The sequence below is a fragment of the Haloplanus sp. CK5-1 genome (genome assembly GCF_037201915.1).
Taxonomy (GTDB): Archaea; Halobacteriota; Halobacteria; order Halobacteriales; family Haloferacaceae; genus Haloplanus; species Haloplanus salilacus.
In genome coordinates this window covers 2,540,837-2,565,975 of record NZ_CP147505.1, presented here as the reverse complement: position 1 = coordinate 2,565,975, position 25,139 = coordinate 2,540,837, and the positions used below count along the sequence as shown (strand labels likewise).

At 55.6% G+C, this 25,139-nt stretch carries 21 protein-coding genes, 1 tRNA gene and 1 pseudogene; 11 read left to right on the top strand and 12 right to left on the bottom strand.

Features of this window, described 5'->3' with window-relative positions; translation table 11 throughout:
• The first annotated feature begins 68 nt into the window (after nt 1–68).
• The 3 genes from NBT81_RS13625 to NBT81_RS13615 all read left to right on the top strand — a co-directional run bounded on the left by NBT81_RS13625 (nt 69) and on the right by NBT81_RS13615 (nt 2,789).
• A complete protein-coding gene (locus tag NBT81_RS13625; RefSeq protein WP_338737836.1) occupies nt 69–1,061 on the top strand; it encodes a transposase in 993 nt (330 codons plus the stop codon).
• A 991-nt stretch (nt 1,062–2,052) separates the two neighbouring features.
• On the top strand, nt 2,053–2,478 hold the full coding sequence (locus tag NBT81_RS13620; protein ID WP_338739397.1) for a TRAM domain-containing protein: 426 nt from the start codon (nt 2,053–2,055) through the stop codon (nt 2,476–2,478).
• A 71-nt stretch (nt 2,479–2,549) separates the two neighbouring features.
• Nucleotides 2,550–2,789 (top strand): hypothetical protein, encoded by a 240-nt coding sequence (locus NBT81_RS13615; protein WP_338739396.1) that lies wholly within the window; start codon nt 2,550–2,552, stop codon nt 2,787–2,789.
• Nucleotides 2,790–2,798: 9 nt separating this feature from the next.
• Here NBT81_RS13615 and NBT81_RS13610 read toward each other — a convergent pair whose 3' ends face one another.
• From NBT81_RS13610 to NBT81_RS13595, 4 genes are all read right to left on the bottom strand, one after another.
• Nucleotides 2,799–3,293, bottom strand: coding sequence for a zinc ribbon domain-containing protein (locus NBT81_RS13610; protein WP_338739395.1), 495 nt, complete (start codon nt 3,291–3,293; stop codon nt 2,799–2,801).
• Nucleotides 3,294–3,402: 109 nt separating this feature from the next.
• Complete coding sequence (locus NBT81_RS13605; protein ID WP_338739394.1) at nt 3,403–4,755, bottom strand: DUF790 family protein; 1,353 nt, start codon at nt 4,753–4,755, stop codon at nt 3,403–3,405.
• The gene (locus NBT81_RS13600) at nt 4,742–6,151 is read right to left on the bottom strand and encodes a DEAD/DEAH box helicase (RefSeq protein WP_338739393.1); all 1,410 of its coding nucleotides are present in this window, start codon (nt 6,149–6,151) and stop codon (nt 4,742–4,744) included. Before NBT81_RS13600 ends, NBT81_RS13605 begins: the two co-directional genes overlap by 14 nt.
• Before the next feature lie 129 nt (nt 6,152–6,280).
• A complete protein-coding gene (locus tag NBT81_RS13595) occupies nt 6,281–6,898 on the bottom strand; it encodes a tyrosine-type recombinase/integrase (protein WP_338739392.1) in 618 nt (205 codons plus the stop codon).
• 130 nt (nt 6,899–7,028) lie between these two features.
• Here NBT81_RS13595 and NBT81_RS13590 point away from each other — a divergent pair, with 130 nt between their 5' ends.
• The 6 genes from NBT81_RS13590 (at nt 7,029) to NBT81_RS13565 (ending at nt 12,336) form a co-directional block, all read left to right on the top strand.
• On the top strand, nt 7,029–7,400 hold the full coding sequence (locus NBT81_RS13590; protein ID WP_338739391.1) for a hypothetical protein: 372 nt from the start codon (nt 7,029–7,031) through the stop codon (nt 7,398–7,400).
• Between the two features lie 51 nt (nt 7,401–7,451).
• Nucleotides 7,452–7,793, top strand: a complete 342-nt coding sequence (locus NBT81_RS13585) for a hypothetical protein (RefSeq protein WP_338739390.1) — start codon at nt 7,452–7,454, stop codon at nt 7,791–7,793.
• 249 nt (nt 7,794–8,042) lie between these two features.
• Nucleotides 8,043–8,603: a hypothetical protein gene (locus NBT81_RS13580; protein WP_338739388.1), complete on the top strand. Its 561-nt coding sequence runs from the start codon at nt 8,043–8,045 to the stop codon at nt 8,601–8,603.
• 485 nt (nt 8,604–9,088) lie between these two features.
• Nucleotides 9,089–10,402 carry a hypothetical protein gene (locus NBT81_RS13575; RefSeq protein ID WP_338739386.1) on the top strand — a complete coding sequence of 438 codons (1,314 nt, stop codon included), beginning with the start codon at nt 9,089–9,091 and terminating at the stop codon, nt 10,400–10,402.
• Between the two features lie 135 nt (nt 10,403–10,537).
• Nucleotides 10,538–11,623: a hypothetical protein gene (locus NBT81_RS13570; RefSeq protein ID WP_338739385.1), complete on the top strand. Its 1,086-nt coding sequence runs from the start codon at nt 10,538–10,540 to the stop codon at nt 11,621–11,623.
• 137 nt (nt 11,624–11,760) lie between these two features.
• Nucleotides 11,761–12,336: a hypothetical protein gene (locus tag NBT81_RS13565; protein ID WP_338739383.1), complete on the top strand. Its 576-nt coding sequence runs from the start codon at nt 11,761–11,763 to the stop codon at nt 12,334–12,336.
• A 570-nt stretch (nt 12,337–12,906) separates the two neighbouring features.
• Here the strand turns inward: NBT81_RS13565 and NBT81_RS13560 are convergent.
• From NBT81_RS13560 to NBT81_RS13540, 5 genes and pseudogenes are all read right to left on the bottom strand, one after another.
• The gene (locus tag NBT81_RS13560) at nt 12,907–13,899 is read right to left on the bottom strand and encodes a transposase (RefSeq protein WP_338737836.1); all 993 of its coding nucleotides are present in this window, start codon (nt 13,897–13,899) and stop codon (nt 12,907–12,909) included.
• Between the two features lie 516 nt (nt 13,900–14,415).
• The gene (locus tag NBT81_RS13555) at nt 14,416–15,426 is read right to left on the bottom strand and encodes a tyrosine-type recombinase/integrase (protein WP_338739381.1); all 1,011 of its coding nucleotides are present in this window, start codon (nt 15,424–15,426) and stop codon (nt 14,416–14,418) included.
• A 394-nt stretch (nt 15,427–15,820) separates the two neighbouring features.
• Nucleotides 15,821–16,309, bottom strand: a pseudogene (locus NBT81_RS13550) (IS630 family transposase); the annotation flags it as partial.
• A gap of 71 nt (nt 16,310–16,380) precedes the next feature.
• A complete protein-coding gene (locus tag NBT81_RS13545) occupies nt 16,381–16,890 on the bottom strand; it encodes an IS630 family transposase (protein ID WP_338739297.1) in 510 nt (169 codons plus the stop codon).
• 242 nt (nt 16,891–17,132) lie between these two features.
• On the bottom strand, nt 17,133–18,125 hold the full coding sequence (locus NBT81_RS13540) for a transposase (RefSeq protein WP_338738304.1): 993 nt from the start codon (nt 18,123–18,125) through the stop codon (nt 17,133–17,135).
• A gap of 173 nt (nt 18,126–18,298) precedes the next feature.
• Between NBT81_RS13540 and NBT81_RS13535 the strand changes: the two genes are divergently transcribed.
• Nucleotides 18,299–19,405, top strand: a complete 1,107-nt coding sequence (locus NBT81_RS13535; protein WP_338739379.1) for a hypothetical protein — start codon at nt 18,299–18,301, stop codon at nt 19,403–19,405.
• Nucleotides 19,406–20,131: 726 nt separating this feature from the next.
• On the opposite strand, the gene NBT81_RS13530 is transcribed toward NBT81_RS13535, so the two are convergent.
• Nucleotides 20,132–20,206 (bottom strand) — tRNA-Val (locus tag NBT81_RS13530).
• Nucleotides 20,207–20,507: 301 nt separating this feature from the next.
• Between NBT81_RS13530 and NBT81_RS13525 the strand changes: the two genes are divergently transcribed.
• Entirely contained in the window at nt 20,508–21,533 is a 1,026-nt protein-coding gene (locus tag NBT81_RS13525; RefSeq protein ID WP_338739377.1) for a tyrosine-type recombinase/integrase, read from the top strand.
• A gap of 103 nt (nt 21,534–21,636) precedes the next feature.
• Here the strand turns inward: NBT81_RS13525 and NBT81_RS13520 are convergent, their stop codons facing one another.
• Complete coding sequence (locus NBT81_RS13520) at nt 21,637–24,510, bottom strand: bifunctional DNA primase/polymerase (protein ID WP_338739375.1); 2,874 nt, start codon at nt 24,508–24,510, stop codon at nt 21,637–21,639.
• Between the two features lie 132 nt (nt 24,511–24,642).
• Nucleotides 24,643–24,825: a hypothetical protein gene (locus NBT81_RS13515; RefSeq protein ID WP_338739373.1), complete on the bottom strand. Its 183-nt coding sequence runs from the start codon at nt 24,823–24,825 to the stop codon at nt 24,643–24,645.
• Nucleotides 24,826–25,139 lie beyond the last annotated feature (314 nt).

Genomic DNA, 25,139 nt, shown 5'->3' with positions numbered 1-25,139 from the left:
TACATGAACGTCTGAGGGTGTCATAGAACAGTTCGCATACCAAAGAGCAGGGTGAACGCTGAGGTGGAATGCGTTCAGCGACCCTGCAAGATGATCCTTCGGTAGAATCGTTCTTCAATGCCGTGGAAACGGAGACGTTGGCGTTGTTCGAGCACCTCTCCTTCGAGTTTCTTGAAGGGTTCGACGTGTTCGCCCCGGCGGAGACGGGGCGAACACGAGATCTTGAGCCGCCCGAGATGATGCGTGGCTTTCTCCATTGCTATTACAAGAACATCTACGGTATCCGTCCGGTTGCACGAGAACTGAACAACACCGTTGTCTGGCTCAGCTGTAGCTTCGATCGACCGCCGTCGAGAGACGCGGTCGATCGATTCCTCACTGATCTTGAGCACGTTGTTGACCGGGTCTTCGACCATCTCGTCGAGCAGGCCGCCTTGCGGGGCCTGCTCGACTTGACGTATTCTATCGATTCAACCGACGTGAGAGCGATGCCCGCCGATCCAGACGCATCGAAGTGCTATGATCCAACCGATGACGAGTACTACTACGGCTACGGCTGCACGATCGTCTCAACCGGGCAAAAGATCCCGATTGCAGCCGAGTTCACCGAGAGCAAACAAGCACCAGAAGAGACGGCGATGCGCGTCACGCGTGACGCGCTCGCCGTCGGGAAACCGATGTGGATGCTTGGAGACAGTGCCTACGACACGCTCGACTGGCACGACCACCTGCTGGCCGCAGGGGTCGTGCCAGTCGCTCCGTACAATCCACGAAACACCGACGACCCGAAAGATATCGAGTACAGGGTAGAAGACCGCATTGAAAAACACAGCAACGACGTTCAGCTGAAGCAATCAACGCTAGACGAGACGTACAACCGCCGGAGTGGCGTCGAACGAACCAACGAATCAGTCAAGGGCTGCGGCCTCGGGCGAACGCACGCCCGAGGCCGCGTCCATGCACGAGCGCAGGTGTTCCTCGCGTTGTGTCTGCGCCTCGTCGTCGCAATCACCAACTACGAACGCGGAGACAATCCGGGAAGCACAATCATCACGGTGTGAGAAGAGTTCTATGACACCCTCGAACGTCTACCAGAGCGTCACATCGACCGTGCCGCCACGATTGCCACACCGACGGAATACGAGGCAGTCATCCTTCGTCTCAAAGCTGCCAACAACGCCGCCGCAGCGTTGTCACTGTTTGGAAAAGCTGGAGGCCACGTCAGCAGACACGGCCCTGTAGGTTCCTCCGTTTGTAACCCAACCACCCTGCCAATGACTCCTTCCTAACTCCAACCGATCAGCAGCGACTGGTCAAGAGTGCATCGCCGTATCACAACGCAATAACCGGTGTACCGCCGATCTGCTCGTCAGACTTCGACATCGGCGGGAATGAGACTCCAGTCACGGTGAAGGGTGCCTTCAGGGCCGTACACTAGCAGCAGATACGTTCGAAACGAGATCAACCGCTCGGGGGGTGTCGTGCCGGAGGGCTGGCGACCCGACTCCCGAACAGTGGGATAGTCACTTCGAAATAGTGTACCGCCCAATCTCCTCTGACCCACATTGAAGACATTCGTCTGCATTCTGTGGGAGATTTGCGCCACACCGACGGCACTCGACGACGATCTCCGTATCATCACCCGAAAGCAGCCGAGCGAGTACGGCACGGACACCCATGCGTGTTCGATGTTCCGGTGGCTGTGAGTTAATGCTGTTGTTGGATCGATTTCAGTGGAAATTCGGTGTGTTCGATCCGCAAGGCCACCAAAGGCTTAGGTCACACGGCGGCTAGAATTTGCATGGAAGGAATGTGTCACACGCTCCTTCCATCCCCCTTTCGATGAGTACAGACGAAGCGTCTCTCGGTCGCTGTCCGGAGTGCGGCAAGCGTCTCCCTACTGCGTGGCTTCTTGTTGAGTACGAGAAAGAAGACGGTCAAACAGGGATATGGGCGGAATCCCCGGACTGCGAAGACGTTGTGGCACCGGAGTAGTTCGGAGACAGTAGAGTCAAATGGTCTCAGTCATGTAATCCGGGGTACGGGCTACAAATGGAGATCTCAGAGCAACTTCGCTGTCTGTTTTCTGCCACTGTCGAAGAGCGCGACGGGTCTTATGTTGTCGAAGTCCCTGAGCAAGAAATTCTGCTTGGCGACATTCGAGCGGGTGAGACGTATCGAGTGGTGCTTCTGTCATCACCATCGCCGTCCTCATCAAGCGATGAAACCAGCGGCACTAATGACAACGCCCAACGTGAACGTGACCCACCAGAACCACCGGTCGAGGAAGGCGAACAGCGCACCGTCGAAATAGAGGACATTGGCGACCAGGGGGACGGAATCACCCGTGTTGAGCGGGGATTCGTCGTGATTGTCCCCGACACTGAACAGGGTGAACGTGCCACTGTCGAAATTACTGACGTGCGCGAAAATGTCGCTTTCGCGGAGGTAGTAGAGCGGCTGAGTTACTACGACTGAAGCGCACCCGTGTCGAGTGTCCTTGAGATTGATACGAGTGGACGCGTAGAATGCCGAGTAGGTGGTGACCGATGCGTGAGACAAACGACCAACTCGGGGACGAAATCCGAGCAGTCGTCGAACGACAGCTCCAGCAATCCGAGCTGGCAGAAGTCAACCACGCGGTGGACCGCTTGATGGAGCAAGGGCACAGCAGAGAGAAGGCAATCGACACGGTGGGGACCATCCTCCTCGAAGAAATCCACGAGATGATGGCGGAAACCGAGATGTTCGACCGTGAACGGTATGTTGGCCGACTTGAAGAGCTCTAAGGGCACCCGTTACCGGAGTTCTGAGCCACAGTTCGGACAGAAGCGTTCGTCACCGTCCAGCAAGTGGAGACACTCGACACAGAAGCGATTGCTCGGTGCGGTGGCGATATTTTCCAGGAAGTCCATCGCAGTCTGGTCTTCAACACCTGGTCCGTAGCCGTCAGCATAGCCTGGCAGCGTCGAAGCCCACTGGACGGTACCCTCATCATCGACGAGTGCGACGTTGCCGGCGATGTCGAGCTTCCCGTACCGTTTGAAGCCTTCCGACGGGGTCGGCTCGATGGACTGGTTCAGAGCACGATTCCGTTTGAGGTCACGTTCGTAGACGGCTTCTGGCGTCGCAGACCGCACCTCGCCAGGGAACTCCGTGATCTGACCGTGTTGCTCGTCGATCCGATCGATCTCCACATCGATGCCGTGGTCATCGTGGAGCCTCCGCAACAGTCGGAGCACGTGTTCGTGGTGCTCACGAATATCGGCGTCAGCGTAGTATCGGAGTTTCATAGGTGACCCCACGCGTGAGATGAGGTTAGTCGCTTGGTTCTGGCTTGGCACTCCCGGGCTCGTGGAAACCTACCCTTGTAGAACGGTCGAGGACTGACAGGAATCCCAATCAGTGACGGCGGGCTGTGTCAACGGCGTGCTCCTCGGCCAGGTCAACGACGTCATAGACGTGAATGCCGGATTTGAACCAGAGCAGGCGGTCGCTCGTGCCAGCGAAATCGTCTGCTGAACAGGCCAGCCGCTCGGAAACCGCGACGAGCAGATTGTCCCGGTCTGCGCTCCTGATCTTCGCCAGCTTCTCATCGAGATACTCGGGTGTCCAGAACCCGACGATCTCCAGCAGTGCCCGCCGCCCGTCAGGGTGTTTGAGGGCGAAGTCAGGAAGCATCACCTCAGCGCCCAAATCCAGCACGTCATCTTCCCGGACGAGGTCCCACTCCGTGGTTGCCCGATCCCATTTCCGGGCGAGCGTGCGCTCCACGTCGCTATCGAAGTCGTCCTGCGCAGTATAATGCGACGAGAGACCGTCAGTGTGGTCGAGGTCAAAGGAGAGCGTCGTATCCTGCGGTCCGGCGTCGTCTGCGAGGATGTCTGCGTGCATCTCCCATCGGTCGCATAACGGCAATACCGGGAGGAAATTCGCCATCCGGATTCCGTATTTCTGTGTTTGCGAGAATAGCGATGCGGGGCCATCCAAAATCGCTTCATACCCATCTGCGACGTCCGTACTCGGGACGCGATTCCCGGTCTCGTCAATGGGGTAGATCCGATGCATCAACCCGAACAGCTTCACGTAACTGAACACGGTGCTGAAGTGGTCCCACACGCGAATCTGCATCCGCGTCGCGTCGTACAGCACCGCTTGGGCTAGCGCGAGGTTGTACCGTGTGAGCAGCCACTCGACACTGACTGTGTCGTCCGCGTAGGATTCTTCGCTATCGCCTGTCAGTCGCGTTGTCGTCGTCCCGTCGTCCGATGCCTCATACGCGTCGGCAACGCGGTCGCCGAACCGAACGAGTCGCTTGTTGTCCGCAAGGTCCGCATACATCCCCTGATAGCACTCTTCGAGCGAGATGCCGAGCTGATCGGCCACAGTACTGTAGACCGCCAGTTTCTGCGTGTCCTCACCGAGAGTCGGTTGTCGGACAATGGGATACGACGCGTTTGCCTTTTCGAATAACCGCTGCCGAATCTCGCGTGGAGCAGCGGCAGCGACGGTGGCGAACTCGCTTTCGTCATACAACAGTTTCGCCAATCCCTGGATGATCTTGTAATCCGTATCCGCGACTGTGAGTTGGTCGATCGTCTCTTCTAACTCGCCTTTGGGTTCCCCAAGATTGTCTTCGAAGATCTGGATGAGCTCCTGTGCTGTCTCCCGATACTGCTGGTCGTCGGGATCGATGAACAGGGGCGAGACCGTTCCGTTTCGCCGGCGCGAGCGGGCCAGGTCAGCTGTCAGCACTGGTGGATACCCCCTGTCGGCGGTGTTGGGAGACGTATTGCTCCATCGTCTCGTCAGTAATGATCTCGTAGAGGCGAGCGGCTTGCCGGTCGTCGGTCGGCCGGAGGATACGGCCAAGGCGTTGGGCGTACTGGCGTTTCGACGCACTGCCCGAGAGAATGATGCCGACGTTCGCGGCTGGCACGTCGATGCCCTCGTCAAGGACTTGCGAGGTGACGAGCATCGAGTACTCGCCGGTGCGGAACCGCTCCAAGATGTCGGTGCGCTCGTCCGTATCGGTCTGGTGGGTGATGCACGGCACAACGAATTCTTTGGAAATGTCGTACGCGAAGTCGTTGTTCGCGGTGAAGATGATCGTTCGGTCGTCGTGATGGCGTTTCAGAAGGTTGTCAAGCGTATCGAGTTTTTTCGCGGCAGTGCGGGCGATTTCCTCGGCGCGCTGCTTGGCGATCAGCGCGCGCCGTCCGTGCGGGTCGTACGAGGTGCGTTTGAGGAACTCCTGATAGCCTTCCTCCTTCCAGAGGTCGAAGTCGTGGGTATCGACGTAGTCGCGGTAGATCTGGTACTCCTCGTCGTATCGCTCGCGTTCCTCGGGGGTGAGTTCGACCTGCAGATGGATCGTTTCGTATTCGCTGAGATACTCGCCCGCCAGTTCATCGACGTCTTCTTCGTAGACGACAGGGCCGATCAGCTCATCCAAGACCTCGTGTTGCCCGTCTGCCCGCTCGTATGTAGCGGTGAGCCCGAGTCGATACGGAGCAATCGTCATTTCGGGAATCTGCTGGTAGGTTGGCGCTGGCAGGTGGTGCACCTCATCGACGACGAGCAGGCCGAATTGATCCCCGTACTCGTTGATGTAACGATACGCTGAATCGTACGTCGTTACCGTCAGGTCGGTCACGGTGTGGCTGCCGCCGCCGAGGACACCGACACCGTCCGGCAGTTGCGTACCGAAGGCGTTGGTGAGTGTGGCATGCCACTGGTTCATGAGGTCGATCGTCGGGACGACGACGAGGGAACTCACACCGGCGTCGGCGATAGCCTGGACGGCCAGGAATGTCTTCCCGCTGCCGGTCGGAAGAACGACACTCCCCCGGCGGTTGTGGTCGGTCCAGGCTGCTAACGCGGCCTGTTGATAGTCGCGCGGTTCGATAGACACCGTGGGTGTCAGGTGGAGGTCACGGTACGACCGTGCTGCGTCATCGACGGTCTCCACAGCTGCCGCGGCCTCGTCCAAGGTTGCTTGCCCGTCGATTTCTCCGGCCCACGCCCGCAGGGCTCGATAATGGTGCGCTTGCGCTCGATACTCGTCAACGCGGTCGTCCCACTCCGCATAGGGGACGGTGTCAGGCGCGTCTTCGATCAGGAGAGTTCCATCATCGAACGCGATACGCATCTCGTTGGTATGCTACGGGGAGGGCGATACTTGTTCTTGCCGTGTCTGTCATTTGGATTCAGACGGAGCCGTATAGCCAGTTCGCGTGCCTTCTGAATTTCAGGCCATTGTGCCAGTACTATTGTCGGATTAGACCTTCAGCAGGTGATCATAGATCCGTTCGGTCGTCTGGATACTCCGGTGACGAAGCCGATTGCGGACGTCGTAGAGCGTGTTCTCATCTTCTTCGTTCATCATCCGGTAGGCAACACCATGTCGGAGCGCATGCGGTGTCACGTCACCGGCATCACCGCGACTGCCGTCAATTTTGTATGGGCGCACTGCTGCTGCTTCAGCCACTTTGTGAAGCATATTCCGGACGCCCTGCTCGGAAATTCGGTCTGAGGAACGAGATGGGAACAGCGCTGGTGATTCCTTCCATCGATTGGTGAGGTAGGCCGACAGCAATCGTGCAGTATCGTCCGCCAGTTCGAGCGTTACCGGCGGTGGCGAGTTCTCGTTGGGGTAGTCTTTCTGGATCTCTGTTGGCAGATAGAGTTCCGAGTTGTTGCTCCGAAGCAGTGAGATATCCACTTGGACGAGTTCTCCGACTCGAAGTCCGGTATCGTACGTAAACGCAATGATGGCTTCGTTGCGTTGTTGGAGATACTCTGCACCTGTCGCGTAACAGGCCGATCGGAGTACTTCGACTTGGTCTGGAGTGAGCCATACTTTCGCACGAACTTTGGAATCTGCAGGAGCGCTCATTATAACGAAGCCTCTTTATATACCATCACGGGCCATGGGGACTTGAACTTTGGAGTCCACAAACAGACTCCAAAGTTGATGAGGAGATCTTCTCGACTGTTCCTCTCGTTACTTCTCACGACTCGGTTGCTTGCTCCTCAAGGAATTCCTGGAGATAGGAACGACTGGCGACGCCGACCTCGATCCCGCGGACGTAGTCTTCTTCGCCAAAGGCTTCGACGCCAGCGGAGCGTTGGGTGAGCCCCTCAACGAGGACGAGACGGATACACTCGGTAACTGCAGATTTGCTATGCGCTTCGACAGCGGTGCTGACGTATCGGTCGAAGTGGGCGTCCGGATCCTGTTCCGGTCGGGAATCAGCCGCTCGTTCCAAGGCGAGTTCGATAACGTCCTCGGCGGAGGGGTGGGCCGAATTCCCCGTATGTTCCTCTACGCGATACGTCTCATCCATGGAATATCGACACGTTCTATTTCGAGTGACAAAAGCACAGTTGGCGATTAATCGAGACCCCCGTCATCGAAGGTTTTCTTCTCCCATGACCTATGGGGTGGCATGCGTTCAACTCACGTCGGACCTGACTGGACAGTCGAGTGGGCGACACCTACACCTGATGGTGATGGGTACCTGGATAACTTGGTGTTGAGCCGTGATCAGGCGCGAGCCTACGGCGACGAGCTTGTGATGTCCTTACGGGTGGATGAGGAGATGCTGCAAGAGCGGGGGATTGATCCGACTGAGCCGTTTGCCTGGAAGATTGAGGATGGTGAGTTACTGACAAAGCAGATTTCGCGCCAGGCGTTCGAAACCGTTGCAGACAGCGATCGAGATGACGCCACGTATGCCAGTCACGTGCTGGAGGAGCGAGCGAGACGACGAATCAGAAACGGACAGTAGGGACTGAGCTATTGATCGGTGGTGAGACAGCGTCCGTCGTCAAGGTTGCCAGTGGGGGAGAGTAACCGCTTCTTTTGTCGCCGGTGCTCGTCCAAGATACTATAGCGAAATAGCCAATTCTCAATTAGTCTATTCTAGATTAGTCTGTTCGGGAATTTTATTTGGCTGGCCACCAGTCACAGATTCCTGATTGTACCCGTCGTTGACGAGGGTTTTTACGTAGCAGTTTCATTTAACGGGTTTAGACCGATGGTAGCACAACAGACAAACAGTCGATCCGGCGGATCCTACCGATCTGCGTTTAGATGTAACGTATCGAGTCAGAACCAGTTCCAACTTCCAGCCCCGCTTGTTACTGAACTCGGGTTTGAGAGTCACCAGTTCTATCCAACGAGGGGTGCAATGGTCGCGTGGTATTATCACGAGGAGGATGATAAAGCGGTGCTCACAACCGATGAGGTAGACCGACCATCGCTCGAATTCGTCGGCGTGTCTAGTCTGTCCGGTGTCAGTAACGATGATTTAGCATCAGGTGATGGGAATGCTGCACACGTCACCATCATTACTGAACTTCCGGACCACCTGCACAAGATGCTGACGCGTGACGCAGTCGTGCTGAGGCCGATTTACGCGAGCGAGCACTCGACATTGGACGGGACATGCGTGTCCGTCTATCCGGCTGCGGAGTACGATAATGGGGAGTTACCCAACGTGTGGTGTGAGCAGATACCATCGGTTGACGAAGAATCGAGTTCGGGTGACGGGACGTCTCCTGTTGGCTCGTTCGACAAGCACGCTAATTCGGTCTGAGAAGTGTTCGGGCGAAACGGGCAGGGAATCTGAATCCCGGTTTGTGAGAGTTTTCAGACTGCCGAGTGAGCGCCGGGAGAGGACGCGCACACCGTTGAATGGTCTCGAATACTAGCATATTAATATTTGATATGACTGATTATGAATATGCAGGACGGCGAAAGGGTGCGTTGAATGCATTACGCACGGTGTCTGCAACATCGGCAAAAGATCGACCCACGTACCCTGATTAAAACCGTTAGTGGACGAGCGTGCTTGACAAAGCTGCGACACAGAGGTGTGTAAATATGACTGGTTGTAATCATAATCTACGGGCTCGTCAACGGGAGTGCAAGGCGGCTTCAGGTACGACCGTTCAGCCCTGCGTTTGACTTCCTGATTAAAAATATTGTTACGCTCCCACTTGTTTTGAGCAGAAAAATATCTTTCACAAATATATTCTTTATCTGACAAGAACTATTTAAGCACCCCCCATACAGGGAGATATGCCTAACCGTTCAGAAGAGAACGATTCGGATAAGACCCGAGAGTATCAGGACTGGAGTCACGACTTGGTCGCACTCCAAGACATCGGGGAAGAACTCCTGGCGGAATGGAGAGATCAGGAGCCGCAATCACATCGGGACTATCCAACAGTACGGTGGCTGACTGACAACGGATACTCCCACCTGCGATGGGTTCTCCGCGAGAAACACGAGATGGGGACACCCGAGTTTTTCATTCTGCTCACCTCCGCAGGCGGATCGGACGAGGAGAGATACGACTGGAGTATTGAAGACGTCGCCACCATAGAGCGAGCGAAGGCCTATCTCGATGATCGCGTCGAATGTCGAGATTGGGCAGACTCAACCAAGCGAACAAACCGGTCTCGACTCGACCAGGTGTTACGGCGGTTCGCTGAAGAATATGGAGACGACGGTGTTGTAGCGCTTGCAAATGACCCGTCAGTCGAACCTGACGTCTACCATGCGTTCAAAGAGGTCGGGAAGACCCTCAGAGCAGAGTTAATCTCGGACGATTCAGCACACCACCACTTGCGTGCTGCACACCGGTTTCTTGAATGGCTTGACCGGTCGGGCCGTATCGCGTATGACCCGATGGACGGAATAGAGGCTGAGTTCCGATGGGACTGGAGTACCGAGCCGACCTCCCTGACTGGTGACCAAGTCAGGCGACTGTGGCTGGTCGCGGAGACAGATGCAGAACGAATGCTGGTGATTGGATACTGCGTTTGGGGCGTTCGGACGAAAGAACTGCCAGCAGTCCACGTGGACCAGATCAACCTCAACGAACACGACCCCAAAATCAAATTCGGAGACCGAGAGCGCAAAAACGGTCAAGGCGAGGTTTCGCTCATCTTTGGTCTTGAGGCGCTTGCTGGTCTCCTCGATGAACGCGCTCAGCAGCCAAACTGGAACGGATACCTCTACCCGAGTGATTCAGCACACCGAGAATCGTTGTGTGCCAAACAGGCGCGCCTGCGCTTCAAAACCCTGTGTCGAAGGGCAGACGTAACGATCGACGGGGAACTTGCCACCCCCAAGCACGGCCGGTCGTTCTATTATAACATCTTGGCTGACGCGGAGACCGATCTCTTGGAGGCAGCAGGCAAACTCGCTGAGGAGCAAGGTGCGTCCGATCCCGTTTCGGTCCGGGAGTTCTACCTCACGTCAGAACGGCGGCGACGCTACCGGCGCGTCTTCTTCCGACACCGCGTCCGTCAAATCCTGCCGGACGACGCCTACGCGGGCGACAACACGCAAACGACTATCGACAGTTCGCTTGACGAGTTCAACTGACACTGTCGGCTCACGAGACAACACAAACACACCACTCAACCAATGCCTGACCGTCCTGACGACGTAGAGATCTTGAAAGAACGTCTCTCTGAGGATCCAACAGAGGATTTTTTGGAGCAAATCGCGTCTACTGTCGTGGATGAAATTGCGGATTCGTTTCCGGAACTGTCACTGAAGTCTCGTCCGATGATGGAGGTCCTAGAGGAATTCCGTGGTGCCAAGCTTGCGGAAGTCGGGTCCACGAGTCAATACGATAGGAAACTCGACTACCTGCAGACGTACCTGCAAGAAGAGATTGACGTAGAAACGACCGAAGACCTCGCCAGTGAGGACGTGAAACGCTACAAGAATTGGCGGAAGTACGAATCCTTGCCGCGGGAAGAACCGTTATCGAAGAACACCCTCAGGGACGATATGTATCTGTTCCGTGAGTTCATCCAGCACTTAATCGAACACCGAATGGCTCCGGTCCGGTTCGAAAAGGCTGTCGAGATCCCTGAGGTGGACTATGAGGGTGGCGAAGGCGTGGACGAAAAGAAACTCGAACCGGAAATCGCCAAGGCAGCATTAGACTATCTGCGCAAATACGAATACGCCGACGTCGAGCATGTCTCGATGGTGTTGATGTGTCAGTCTGGCCCGCGAAAAAATGGATTGCGAGGGCGCGATGTAGGAGACTTCGAGTATGGGGAGCGGGTTCTTAACTATGAACATCAGGAAGAGACACAGCTGAAAAACAACGAACAGAGTGAGCGGGAGATTACGCTGTACGGCGACAGCGCCGACATCATTCAAGACTATCTCGAAAACCAACGGCCCTCGGAAACTGATTCGGACGGGAAAAAACCGCTGCTCACGAAAGGCAATGGTCGGATCAGCCTGTCTACGTTGCAGAAGATCGCCTACAAATGGACTCGGCCCTGCGCAGTTGGACTCGGGTGCCCGCATGACCGTGACCCCGAAGACTGTGAGGCGGCTCAGAAAAACAATTCTGCATTCAAGTGTCCAAGTAGCCGAGCGCCACACCACATCCGGACTGGCTACATTACTGACCAGAAGAACAGGGGTGTTTCATCAGATGCGATTGACCAGCGCTGCGATGTGACCCCACGCGTCCAAGACCAGCACTATGACCTCCCCGACTCCACCGAAGAACGCGAACGCTATGAAGACGAATTCAGAGATGCTGAGGATGACCCTGACTCCGGATTTGATCACTGACGAGGAGATACTGGAATCAGGTTGGACTGTCTATTTTTGACACCGTTGGTTTGGCATATGGCAAAACTAAAGTTGGTTGGGCACATAGCAAAACTTGTGCTATGATGAAAACCAACAATTCGGACGACGATAGCAGGATGACCAACTACGATGCGGATCTCGTCTTCGGAGCACTCCCAAAAAACGTCAAGAACAACATCAAAGAAGAGGCTCGGGAGGAAGCAGATGAAGAACTCGTCTTGCTATGGAACGACGATCACGTCGTTGAAAATCTCCAAGACGACCTAGGGTCATACAGCACTCACTTCGGAAAAGAATACGTCGAACTCAGCGAACTCGATCCCTTACGTGATTTTGGCGATAAGGCCCCACAATTGACTGGAAATCTTGAGGTAGGGCTCACTGGAGATTACCCGCGAGAGGAGTTTTACGAGAATACCCTCTCCGATTGGGCAGGCGCTTACCTCAATGCTATTCGGGCAGAAATACGTCGGATTCAACGGGAGACCGTCTTTTCCCCCCGCGAATTCGTCGCGTTCGTACTGTCCGAAAATCCCCGGTACACATGGGACGACGCTTCGGATCGAATGCGAATCGCACGAGGTACCTACGGCGGGAAAATGAGTAACGAGGTTCGTCCGAAGATTGAGAGGGCAGAACAGACCGTCGAATTCGTCGAATCAGTCCAGCGTGGATTCGAGGACGAAGGGTGAATTATCATGGCTTCCGCTTCCGGGAAAGTCGGATCAAACCGATCGTCGTCACAGCACGAACTCAATGACTGCCTATACGAGATCTATGCGCTCGAATGTGAACCTGAATGGCAACTCCCCTTATTGTTCGAACCGCGCCTCACATTGAACTCAAGAGATCATCCTCTTACTGAGGTCCCAAGATGGGCATTTCGCCATCGGAATTACCACCAATCAACGGTCTACGACGCAGCCGACCCGTGTGGGAACCGTAAGCGTATTTCAGCGTGGAAAGTATTCGCCGACGCCGCGGACACGGTGTATTACGTCGGTCAGACAGAGAACTTCGATACACGCATCGCCGAACATCGGTCAGGGAGGGGCTCAAACCTCACGGCTGAAGCGTCAGTGGAAGAAGTTGCCATCCGACAGCAATATCCACAGAATCTCAAAGACGCTGTAATTGAAGCTCTTGACCATGATATAGACTCACGTGAGTCTTCCCTTGACTTCGCAGTCTCATTCGGTGTGCTGTCAAAGGCTGAAAAGGATGATCAGATTACTCAACTAGAGGGTGTCATAGAACTCTTCTCACACCGTGATGATTGTGCTTCCCGGATTGTCTCCGCGTTCGTAGTTGGTGATTGCGACGACGAGGCGCAGACACAACGCGAGGAACACCTGCGCTCGTGCATGGACGCGGCCTCGGGCGTGCGTTCGCCCGAGGCCGCAGCCCTTGACTGATTCGTTGGTTCGTTCGACGCCACTCCGGCGGTTGTACGTCTCGTCTAGCGTTGATTGCTTCAGCTGAACGTCGTTGCTGTGTTTTTCAATGCGGTCTTCTACCCTGTACTCGATATCTTTCGGGTCGTCGGTGTTTCGTGGATTGTACGGAGCGACTGGCACGACCCCTGCGGCCAGCAGGTGGTCGTGCCAGTCGAGCGTGTCGTAGGCACTGTCTCCAAGCATCCACATCGGTTTCCCGACGGCGAGCGCGTCACGCGTGACGCGCATCGCCGTCTCTTCTGGTGCTTGTTTGCTCTCGGTGAACTCGGCTGCAATCGGGATCTTTTGCCCGGTTGAGACGATCGTGCAGCCGTAGCCGTAGTAGTACTCGTCATCGGTTGGATCATAGCACTTCGATGCGTCTGGATCGGCGGGCATCGCTCTCACGTCGGTTGAATCGATAGAATACGTCAAGTCGAGCAGGCCCCGCAAGGCGGCCTGCTCGACGAGATGGTCGAAGACCCGGTCAACAACGTGCTCAAGATCAGTGAGGAATCGATCGACCGCGTCTCTCGACGGCGGTCGATCGAAGCTACAGCTGAGCCAGACAACGGTGTTGTTCAGTTCTCGTGCAACCGGACGGATACCGTAGATGTTCTTGTAATAGCAATGGAGAAAGCCACGCATCATCTCGGGCGGCTCAAGATCTCGTGTTCGCCCCGTCTCCGCCGGGGCGAACACGTCGAACCCTTCAAGAAACTCGAAGGAGAGGTGCTCGAACAACGCCAACGTCTCCGTTTCCACGGCATTGAAGAACGATTCTACCGAAGGATCATCTTGCAGGGTCGCTGAACGCATTCCACCTCAGCGTTCACCCTGCTCTTTGGTATGCGAACTGTTCTATGACACCCTCCAACTACGTAATCTCCGTGATCAGCTTAAAAAGTCACGCTCATTGATAACTATTGAGGAGGCAGCCGAGTTAGCAGACGACTACAACCTGTCTGTCGTTGAGGAATGCGTCGCCGATGCTCGGACTGAGCGCCGCGATACAGAACGTAAACTCGCTCAGGAGCTTCTCCGATTTCCGTCCTCCGGCGACAGCAAGGTGAATGTTACAGATATCGAATCTTTCGCATACTGGCATTAGAGATATCAGGGGTGTTTTGAGTGTCGTAGATCGTAGTTCAGACAATCTGCGGCAGCGAGGTTGACCGGATCTGCTCGGGGAGTCTTTAGAGAGTAACGTCACGGGGTTTGAAAATGAGGATTCGTTTTATTCCAATCAAAAAGAGCAGGCAATAACTCACTCATATAGGGAAAGCGAGAAAATCTGGTAGATTGTCATTCTCTGGCAGCACTACAGGGATTAGACTAAATATTGTCCAAGTATTCCCTCCGCTGTTCCATTTTTTCGCGCTCCGTGCGCCGGTCGTAGTGCTGCTCGATCACCCGCTGGCTGACGTTCGCTCTGTCGCTAACGACCTTATCTGGCATGTCGCTGTTGAGACTATGTGTGATACTGCCTCGCCGAATCGCGTGAGGACTAACACTCGAAGGGCACCGATAAGCGGTGTCGCGGGTCATGGCTTCACACTCTTCGGAATCACGGTCGTGCGGGCATTCATTCTCGGTGACACACGGTCGTGTCCACCGGTAGACGTAGGCGCGAAGCGTCGTCTTGTTGGTTCGTCCTTGGCGCGAGGACAGCAGTGGCTCCCGACCGAACTCGTCGGTGACCGATGGTCGTTTGGTCGCTAACCAGTCATCGAGAAGATCGCAGATTTGATCGGAGAATGCGACCATCCGCTCGCCATCGCCCTTGTTTTTGATTGGCGTTCCTGTCTCCGGACGATGGCGGATTTCGGCGCACTGGTCGGCCGGGTTATAGTCCTCTACGTCGAGGGCGTGAACACCACCAACACGCATCATCGTATGCCACATCAGCGAGAGCGCGACGTGTTCGATACTGGCGTACTGGTACTTTTCCAGATGCGTGAGCACTGCCGATGCGCGGTCGCTGTCTAGCATCACGTCCCGAGAATTTTCGTCGGGCGTGATTGCCGGTGACAGAACCTTCTGGCTGAGATCCTGTTCGACGGCATCGATAGCTTCCAGCCACCTGACGAAGACGCGTAGCGTATCCATTTGGGTCTTCTCGCTGACCTTGTTGAGGTCACCGTCGTCGCGTCGCCACAGCCGGTACTCGTGGAGCTGACGACCGCTAAGCGTGTTGAGGTTCTCTATTCCTTGATCCTCACACCACCGGACGAAGTGGCCGAGCCGGTATTTGTGCCCCTTCAGCGAGGCCTCCGAAAGTTCATTCCCTCTGTCCGCGAGGTACAGTTCGAGCGCGGTTTCGGCATCGATTGGTTCGAGACTCATGGTTAGTCGTCTTGGGTTGGGCGAACCACACGAGTCTCGGGTACTGGCCATCACAAACCAACGAGTAGAGCGACTGAATCGGTCAAAAGTAGGAGTTATCACGCCGAATGACCAAGGCCTGCAGCGCCCATCGCCGATTTCTCATTCGTAATCGCACGACAGCGTCGGAGTAATCGTCGATATTACCGTCTCTGAGTGCACTGCAGTTGCTTTCGTTCAGCTACTGAACGATTCCATTCGACGGCGGGTTCGTCCTCTGGTTCGCTGCCTCTACGGCGTGGCGCATGGCTGCTAATCATTGGGTCGTTGAACGTCACTCGGGCACGAGCAACTGAGCCTAACAATATCGAGAGCTGGGAGTGGTTACGAGACTTCGTACTGTGACTGATAGTGTTTAGTTCAAATCTTTACCGGTGAGATACGGCCAGATGTTCGGTTCGGTGATCGCGCTCAATCCTCGTGGAATGCATTCTTTCAGCGTCGAGAGATCTGGCATAAGGCGATACTTGAACCACTCTTGCAATTGGTCCCAGCACCCTTCGACAGCGTTCAATTCGGGAAGTTTCGACGGGAAGTACCACACTTCGAGATCATCCCCTCGCACGCACGAGACCGAACTGTCTCCGACAGTTTCGGTCTCGCGCTCACCACTCACGTGCTCCCACAGATCCCTCGCGTAGAAGTAACCCGCTCGATCCAGAAACACCACTAACTCCTCACCGAACTTGTCTTTCAGCGCTTCTAACAGCCGAATCCCGTGGTTCCGTGTGAGATTCTCTTCTGTCCAGCAGAAGAAGCTGTCACCGTCGTCGGTGACAGCGCCCAGCACCGTCACTGAATCCCACGCTGTTGCAACCTCTATTGTCGGGTTTGAGCCAATTGGGTAGAAGCCACGTCGCTGAACAGTTCCGACGTGCTTGGTGAACTGATCGACAACAACGACAGTTTTCTCGGTTAGTTCGGGCCGTTTTTTTCGACTGTCTCCTGAAACTCAGTTTTCTCTTCAGGGTCGGCTTCATGATGTTGAGGCCGTGCTGTCCGCAAGGACAGCCCGGCCTCTTTCAACAAGTCATACGCGTAGGTTTCGTGGTATTCGACGCCGTATTCCTCTTTGGCGTGATGAAGCAAGAGTTTCGCTGACCACGCTTGCTGGTCGTATCCGAGTTCGGTCGGCGGCTGTTGCAACTGCTCGAACAGTCGCTCACGATCTTTGCCCTCGATTTTTGCTGGACCTCCTGGTCGAGGAGCGTCGTAAGGTGCCTGCTCGATCGGTTCTTCCTTGAACCGATCGAGCCAGTTGCGAATCGTTTTCTCGACAACACCGTGGCGGTCAGCCAGTGTATCCAGTTGATCGCCCTTCTTGCGCCCGATCGCCGCGAGAACACGTTCTCGCGGCTTCCCTTCGTCGATCTGGTCCTTGAGATCGTAGAGTTCTTCGAGCGTGATATCGTCAAGCCGACCCATTACCAACGCCAGCGTCTCTATCGGTAAAACAGTTCCCTAGACACTATGAGTGGGAGTTCCGACGTAGCGTATCCGAGATATCTCGGATAGTACCTGAAACCGAAGTACCAAAGTCGTGATTCGACCGTCGGATCTACTGGCAGTTGTTAATTACGGGCGTTCCATATTCAGCAACTACTATAGTAGGCATTAGAAGTAATTGCTTATTTTAGGAACAGAGAGAGGGTGTCATAGAACTCTTCTCACACCGTGATGATTGTGCTTCCCGGATTGTCTCCGCGTTCGTAGTTGGTGATTGCGACGACGAGGCGCAGACACAACGCGAGGAACACCTGCGCTCGTGCATGGACGCGGCCTCGGGCGTGCGTTCGCCCGAGGCCGCAGCCCTTGACTGATTCGTTGGTTCGTTCGACGCCACTCCGGCGGTTGTACGTCTCGTCTAGCGTTGATTGCTTCAGCTGAACGTCGTTGCTGTGTTTTTCAATGCGGTCTTCTACCCTGTACTCGATATCTTTCGGGTCGTCGGTGTTTCGTGGATTGTACGGAGCGACTGGCACGACCCCTGCGGCCAGCAGGTGGTCGTGCCAGTCGAGCGTGTCGTAGGCACTGTCTCCAAGCATCCACATCGGTTTCCCGACGGCGAGCGCGTCACGCGTGACGCGCATCGCCGTCTCTTCTGGTGCTTGTTTGCTCTCGGTGAACTCGGCTGCAATCGGGATCTTTTGCCCGGTTGAGACGATCGTGCAGCCGTAGCCGTAGTAGTACTCGTCATCGGTTGGATCATAGCACTTCGATGCGTCTGGATCGGCGGGCATCGCTCTCACGTCGGTTGAATCGATAGAATACGTCAAGTCGAGCAGGCCCCGCAAGGCGGCCTGCTCGACGAGATGGTCGAAGACCCGGTCAACAACGTGCTCAAGATCAGTGAGGAATCGATCGACCGCGTCTCTCGACGGCGGTCGATCGAAGCTACAGCTGAGCCAGACAACGGTGTTGTTCAGTTCTCGTGCAACCGGACGGATACCGTAGATGTTCTTGTAATAGCAATGGAGAAAGCCACGCATCATCTCGGGCGGCTCAAGATCTCGTGTTCGCCCCGTCTCCGCCGGGGCGAACACGTCGAACCCTTCAAGAAACTCGAAGGAGAGGTGCTCGAACAACGCCAACGTCTCCGTTTCCACGGCATTGAAGAACGATTCTACCGAAGGATCATCTTGCAGGGTCGCTGAACTCATTCCACCTCAGCGTTCACCCTGCTCTTTGGTATGCGAACTGTTCTATGACACCCTCAGTCGCCTTGTATCAACGTCCAAAATAATCTCTTCCCCACCGACACTTCACATTAATGTAACGACATAGGTTCGACCGCCTGCTCACAGTTATGGTCGACACGAATCAACAGTAATATATGACCCGAAGAGCCGCTCGCGGCACCCCACGCCGTCACACCACGCCCCCGACCAGATTGGCAGACCCGTCACGCATCATCGAGACCGGGCAAGTTCGACGCGGAGCAATCAGCGTACTGTGCAAATCAGTCAACGAACTGCCGCCAATCCCGAACAGCATCGAACTCGACCGAGAAGCCCTCATCCAAGGCTACATCGACCTTCGGAACGACGGTATCCGACACACTCCCGGTCCGAATATCCGCATGCCAGCCGGCAACCACTACCCTTCGCTCAAGGGACGGGTCGTCGTCGCGTCACCGATCGCGGAAGACCCGCGGCCAGCTGACCAGCACCGGCACGAACACCGCGTACACGTTAAAGACACTGTCACGGACCCGGATAACCAGCCGGGACTTCGGCACTTTCGATTCGACGATGAAACTGTTGACAAAAACGCGGGCAGTGAGAGCGACGGTCGCCCGGCAAGCCCGCTGAGTGCCGATGACGTCGCCACCGTCGAGCGCATCACCGAAATCGAAGACACAATCGCCGCAAAAACCAAGTCACCGGACAGCGACGACCAGCAGCAACTCACTGCGTTCAAGAACGTTGATAACAGTGATGATGACGCAGTCCCGCACCATCCCGCTCTTGACGGACTGCCGGTGTTCATTGAGGACACTTCCGAGTTCGCTGGTCGGAACGACCCGTCGTCGAACGGTCCCGACAGGTGTGATAATTGCGGCGGCCAGCACCCCGAGCACCGCCCGCTCGAACGCGGCGTGAACAGTATTCGTGACGGCGGCCGTGACGGCAACCCTCACTACTCCCCGCCGAATCCGCGGGTGCACGACGTGACGGGCAATCACGAAACAGGGTGCCCTGCGTGCGGTGCGAAAAGCGTGAATTTCCGCAAGAACAAGGAGCCCGATTGGACGTGCATGAATCCCAATTGCGGCGTCGATTTTAGTCACCCCATCAAGCGGCCTGATGCGCTACGCGACGACCGCGACGGCGGGGCAGAACGCGCTCACCTGTATTGGGAGTGCCGGCACTGCGGCGAACCTACGCAAGCCGGATTCACGGGCATCCCGCTCGATATTCTCCCCGGCAAGGACGAGTAAAGAATCTGATAAGCCAACCGGCGACTGAGCGAGCCCGCCCGGCAAGTGCGGGCACGACCCCCGGTCAACCGACCATTCTCACTCCAGGGGGTAAATCCCCTTAACCACTACCTATTGAACACACACATCTGAGGAGCTATAGCGTCTCTTAACCTACCCGTATTTGGTTAAGAAGCCCTGTACCCCCCTCTTAACCGCCGTAGAAACTCGGCGTGTTCGACGAGTGATTCACCGTGGAATTCAAGGGGTTAATTCTGCTGTATGGTCGTGCGCTTAATCGGTGCCGGTGTACTGTCAGCACGCCCATTCCGGGTGTTGTGTTGATAGAGTTTATGCATGAAAAAATATATTTCTTCAAATCAAGCCCGTAAACACCGACTCTACACGCACACGTACGCCGTGGAAAACAGACCTCGACCGCCCCGTCACAACCGGTGCCCGCACTACTCGGGTTCGCGGTATGGTCGTGCAGCCAGTCCGTCGTTTGTTCTATTTTAGTGCCTGTTCTGTCGGTGAGTGGTGTTGACAAGATCGGTGTGGTCGGTGTCGATTCACCGATTCACTGATTCACCGTTCACGTCTGCACCATTCGCAGTGACAGGCGGTGCATCTGCACTATTTTGGCGTTCACGCCTGCACCGTTGCAGTGACAGGTGGTGCATCTGCACTGTTTTGACGTTCACGACTGCACCAGTGACTACGTGGTCACGCGGAAGACTGAGAAAGTGGGCTGCCGAAGATTTGAACTTCGGACCTTCGCCGTGTGAAGGCGACGTCATAACCGGACTAGACCAGCAGCCCCGCACACCACAGTTACTCACCGTGCTTGATAAGCGGTATGGGTTCCGTCGCTGGTAGTAGATGTCCCGGTGGTTTTATTTCTCCTTCAACGAAATGCGAGGACGTGTCCGGGGTGCAAGACAGCATCGTCGGTTTCGATGACGAATTCAAACTCGGCAGTTGGTCGCCGGGAGTGAAAACACCGGGTTCAACAGGCTCAGAGTGCGATATCCTGTCCTACAAGATCGCGGAAGAGAGGATGGGTTGGGGCGGATTCGAACCGCCTCCAATCTGGCGATTGTGCCAACCAAGAGGAAAGCCAATGACACAATCGCTCGAACCTATCGTACCAGAGGAAGCGGTAGACCAGTACCTCAAATCACGGGGCCAAGACGCTTCGGAAAGCACCATCCAGAACCATCGCTACAGACTGAAACACTTCCTGAAGTGGTGCGAACACGCTTCAATCGAGAATCTCAACGAACTGTCTGGCCGTGACTGCGAGAACTACAAGAACTGGCGTATTGCGCAAGGTGATGTGGCAGACATAACCCTCGAACAACAACTCCGCACCTTCAGGGTATTTCTCCGATACTGCGAATCAATCGAAGCAATCGAGACAGGCATCTCGGAGAAACTCATCATCCCGAAGGTCTCGAAGGGAGAGGCTGTTCGAGATGGTGCAATCACTCACGAGGAAGCGTGTGCCATCCGTGAGCATCTGCGGAAATATGAATACGCCTCGAAGGAACACGTCATCTTCACTTTGCTGTACCACACGGGGATGCGGAGAGGGGCCTGTGTCTCGCTCGATGTAGCAGACTGGCACTCCGAAGACGAGTATATCGAGGTACAGCACCGGCCTGATGCGAGCGTCAGCACACCGCTGAAACTCAAGCAGGAGGGTGAGCGGAATCTGTCGATACTCGATGCTGGCCTCTCTGAAGCAGTAGATGACTACCTCTCGCATAACCGGATACCACACGCCGAATCTGATGGGAGAGAGCCACTGTTCACTACGTCGAACGGTCGTATCTCTGGCAACGCCGTCCAGTCCATCGTCTACAGGGTGACTCGATCCTGCTACCACGGGAAGGAATGTCCACACGGCAGGGATGTAGATACGTGTGAAGCGACGGAATCGAACCATTACTCGGCCTGCCCATCTTCCGTATCACCACACCCCATTCGGCGGAGTGCCATTCATCATCACCTCAACTCGAACGTGAGCAAGTCGATTGCTTCGGAACGGATGGCCGTCTCTGTTGACACCTTGGAAGAACACTACGACGCTCGTTCGAGGGAGGAGAAGCGACAAGCACGGCAGAGTGAATTGACGAACCTCTAACTCCGCTCATCTCTCTCCGAAACACGTGGGGGTCGGGGGTTTTCCGGAACTCTGGCATAACGTGTTCTAATATGGGAAACTTCCGCAACCCTCGTGCCTCTGTCTAAGACGAGCGGAACTCAACTTGACCGAGGCGGTCTATCGTCTCATCTTCAACAACCCACGTGATTCCCCGACCTTCTGTTCGCTTCTCAACATAGCCAGCTTCAGCAAGTTGGTCAAGATTCGTCCGCACTTGCCGTGTAGAGATGTCAACCTTTTCTGCAACATCTGCTGTCCGCCATTCGTTGGGAGCCTTAGCCTCCAGCACTTCCACGACCTCGCGTGTTCCCTTACTCCAGCGTTCGATGTGCCCTTCTGCTTCGACGGGAACCCACTCGGGTAAGGCGGCAGTGTGGACGTAGATGTTCGCACCATCACCGTCTCGCCCGAACCGGAGTACGGCTTGGAGTACCTCGTGCTCTCGCATATGACGGAGAACCTTATTCCCGAACTCGCCATAGTCGAGGTCCATCCCTTTGCCGTCCCCGCGTTCGACACTCTGGCCAGCGAGTGCGCCCCATCGTTCGACGTAATCGTCTCCGTAGTGCTGGCTCCCTGCTACGATGCCGACCCGCTCCTGTTGGAATTCGTTCGTCCCTTTCAGATTGCCGTAGTGCTCGTGCGTTCCGATAGAGGCGAGTACACCTTCTTGCTCGTATTGGCGAATGGCCTCTGTTGTCGAGATGAGGGCAGGCTTCGTCTCTTCACGCTCGGCCACCGCTTCGAAGAGAAGGCCATCCTTCTCTGGGGAGACATAGGTACCGCTCGAATACGTCTTGGTGGCCTCCGTCGTTTGGATGATGGAATCACCGAGTGCATCGGTGAGATAGTCGGCCCGCTCCTCGTCCGATAGTACTTGCGCGTGGCTCAATCCAGTATCGACCGCCAGTTGCCAGAGGTCGGGCGTCGGCGTTCCGTCGAGGGCGATGACACCGCTCGCGCCATCCAGTTCTGGCGGCAGGAGTAGAAACACCTCGCCCGAATCTCGGTTCTGTGCCGCCTTGCGGTGAGTGCCGACCCCTGCTCCTTTATCAAGGTCGGCGTGTTCCCATCCGTTCCCGAGGTTCTCTCCGATGAGGATCGTGTATGTGAGTAGGGGCGCGTAGGCATTGGCCGACCCGCTCGTATCTTTCAGGACAGGCTCACCGTCTCGTTCGAGGTCGTCGGCATCGAACCACTCGCGCGCTTCTTTCCCTTCTTCGGAGTTACGAACTTCGACCAGTTCGGTGAAGTCTTCGAAGGGAAGGCCGTCGTGTTCGGAAACGTAGGCCGACACCGCTGATGTAACCGTGTCGCCCTCGAATTCCAACAGGAACGAATCGGCAGGGAACTCATCGAAGACGGCGACTCGCCCTGCCGTGATGTCTGGATTGTAGGCGTGCTGGTAGTGACCGATGAGGACATCGTACTCGTCAGATTCGAAATCCCATCCCTGTTTGTAGGGACACTCTTGCCCGTCATCACAGGGGAGTGACTGACCGAAATACTGCTCGGCCCACTTGTGAATCTCGTTGGCCATCACTCCCTCGTCGTAGATGTCGAGTACCTTCTCGCGCCAGTCATCACCGTGTTCGCCACGAGCCGTAGGACAGTCCTCGTGGAAGGACGGAAGCCGATGATACGATAGGCCGTGTTCCTCGCACCATTCGCTGTACTGACCATAGAGGTCGTGCCGAGCAGTGAACACACTGATGGGAGTCTCAGTCTTCGCTGCTCCCCGAATGACACCGCTACTTTTCCCCATCGCTGGCAGGGCGTCTATCAGCGTGTGCGCCCCGTTGCTGAGAGCCGTATCGATGCGTCTCTGGCATCGGGTACGCGCTTCTTCCAGCGTCAGGGCTGTCTCATCGCCCGTAGTGCCAGTCTGCCAGTCCCAGTCAGAGTATGACGGGGTTTCGGGGAGGGTGATGGATTGCTCGCTTCCATCATAGCGACAGCGTTCGTCGTGCATCCCACACTCGCGGAGCCGTCGCTTGACCCACTCGTCGCGCTCCAGTTTCGAGCGAGGGCGGTACTGTCGCCAGATAGCCTCGATGTCGGCTAACTGGAAGTGATGCCATCGAAGTCGCCAGATGAGGTGGCCGTCAACAGCACTGTCATCCTGTATGTCAGCGTCGAGGTCTGGCCGAGGTGGGGTTCTCAGCAGTTCATCGAGTTTCTCATCGTACTCTCGTACCTCATCGAGTGACATACCCAACTCATTCGTGAAACAGCGGTCTGTCGAATCTCCCGAAAGTTCGATGTTCTCGCCGTCGTAGGAATCGGTAGCGGGGCGGAGCCTTTCGGGAATGTCGTCGGTTTCCAGTTCCCCGATAGGGCGCTCTTTTTCGAGATGGTAGATACCGCCAGATGGGTGGATGGAACCGGGAACTACTACGTACCAGTTGCTCGCCCGAATTTCACCACCGTCGCTCATCGCATTTCGTACGTCGCCCGCATTCACGAAGGTCTCGTGATAGCCCTCCCCCGACCCAGAGACGACAGTAAGGGTATCGGGCAAGGTGTCAAGCGGGAATGCGTGGAGGTCGTCGTGGTCTGCGAAGACGAGGTCCTCTGTTCCGTGGTCCGAGCGTCCTGCATAGAGGGCGAAGCCGTTAGCCCCTCGTTCGATGGCCTTGATAGCCTCCTCTGGCGTGTAGAGCATCTCTTGCGCTTGCTGAGAGTCGAGGCTACACGTTCCCCTGATGGCAGGCGCTTTCCCTGTTTCATCAAGCGGTATGAGCCGAGGGTCGGGACAGACTGCTTCGAGAGCGTCGAGATACTCGTCCAAGAGTTTGGCCCGCTCCTCGTCAGAGGTGTTCCAGATGGTGAGCAGATTCGGATGAGCTTCGGAAACCGACTGATTGAGAGCATTGGCACGCTCTATTGCGTCAGTCAGGTGGGCTTGGCCAAACGGTTTCCACTCATCATCCGGCTTACTCACACCGGTGCTCATACAGAGCCACCTCCAATTAATTTCAGCACTATCCCAACCGAAAGATTTAAGTCTCGACAGTTCGTACTATGGAATGAAGTCATATCTTTTCCTCCAGAACTGAGCCAGCTATTGTCGTAGCTGGTTCAGATGTTAGTTCTCGACAGAGACCTCCGTAGGCGCGCCTGTCGTCCGAGCGTCGTGTAGGACTTGGCGTAGTGCGTGGCCGATAACGTGACAGTGAGGGATACTCTCCTCACCATAGAGCGTCTGTTTTGTCTCTTCTACCAGTGCTTTCTCCTCGTCGCTGAGGACGATCGTATTGTCTCGTGTCATACTGTGTTCTCCTTGTGGAGTGATTTACAACTGCAGACTTCCGACTGCTTCGTAGCTCGCGGAGTCACTAGACAACTCACGAATCAGCAAAGATAGTCGTCCGATCCGTGTCCTACCGATATACCAACCGGTAGTGTTTCTCTTCGTAACATTATGTAGGAACTCCTCCTACTTAAACCTTTTGGTAAACTTACTGGTACCAGATTTTATTGCCGCTTTTCTCTTTGCGGAAGTCTTGTATATCGTCTTTCTATATGGGGAAGTTCCGTAACTTGACCACGTGCTTCTTCGAGAGACGAGCGGGGCATTTCACT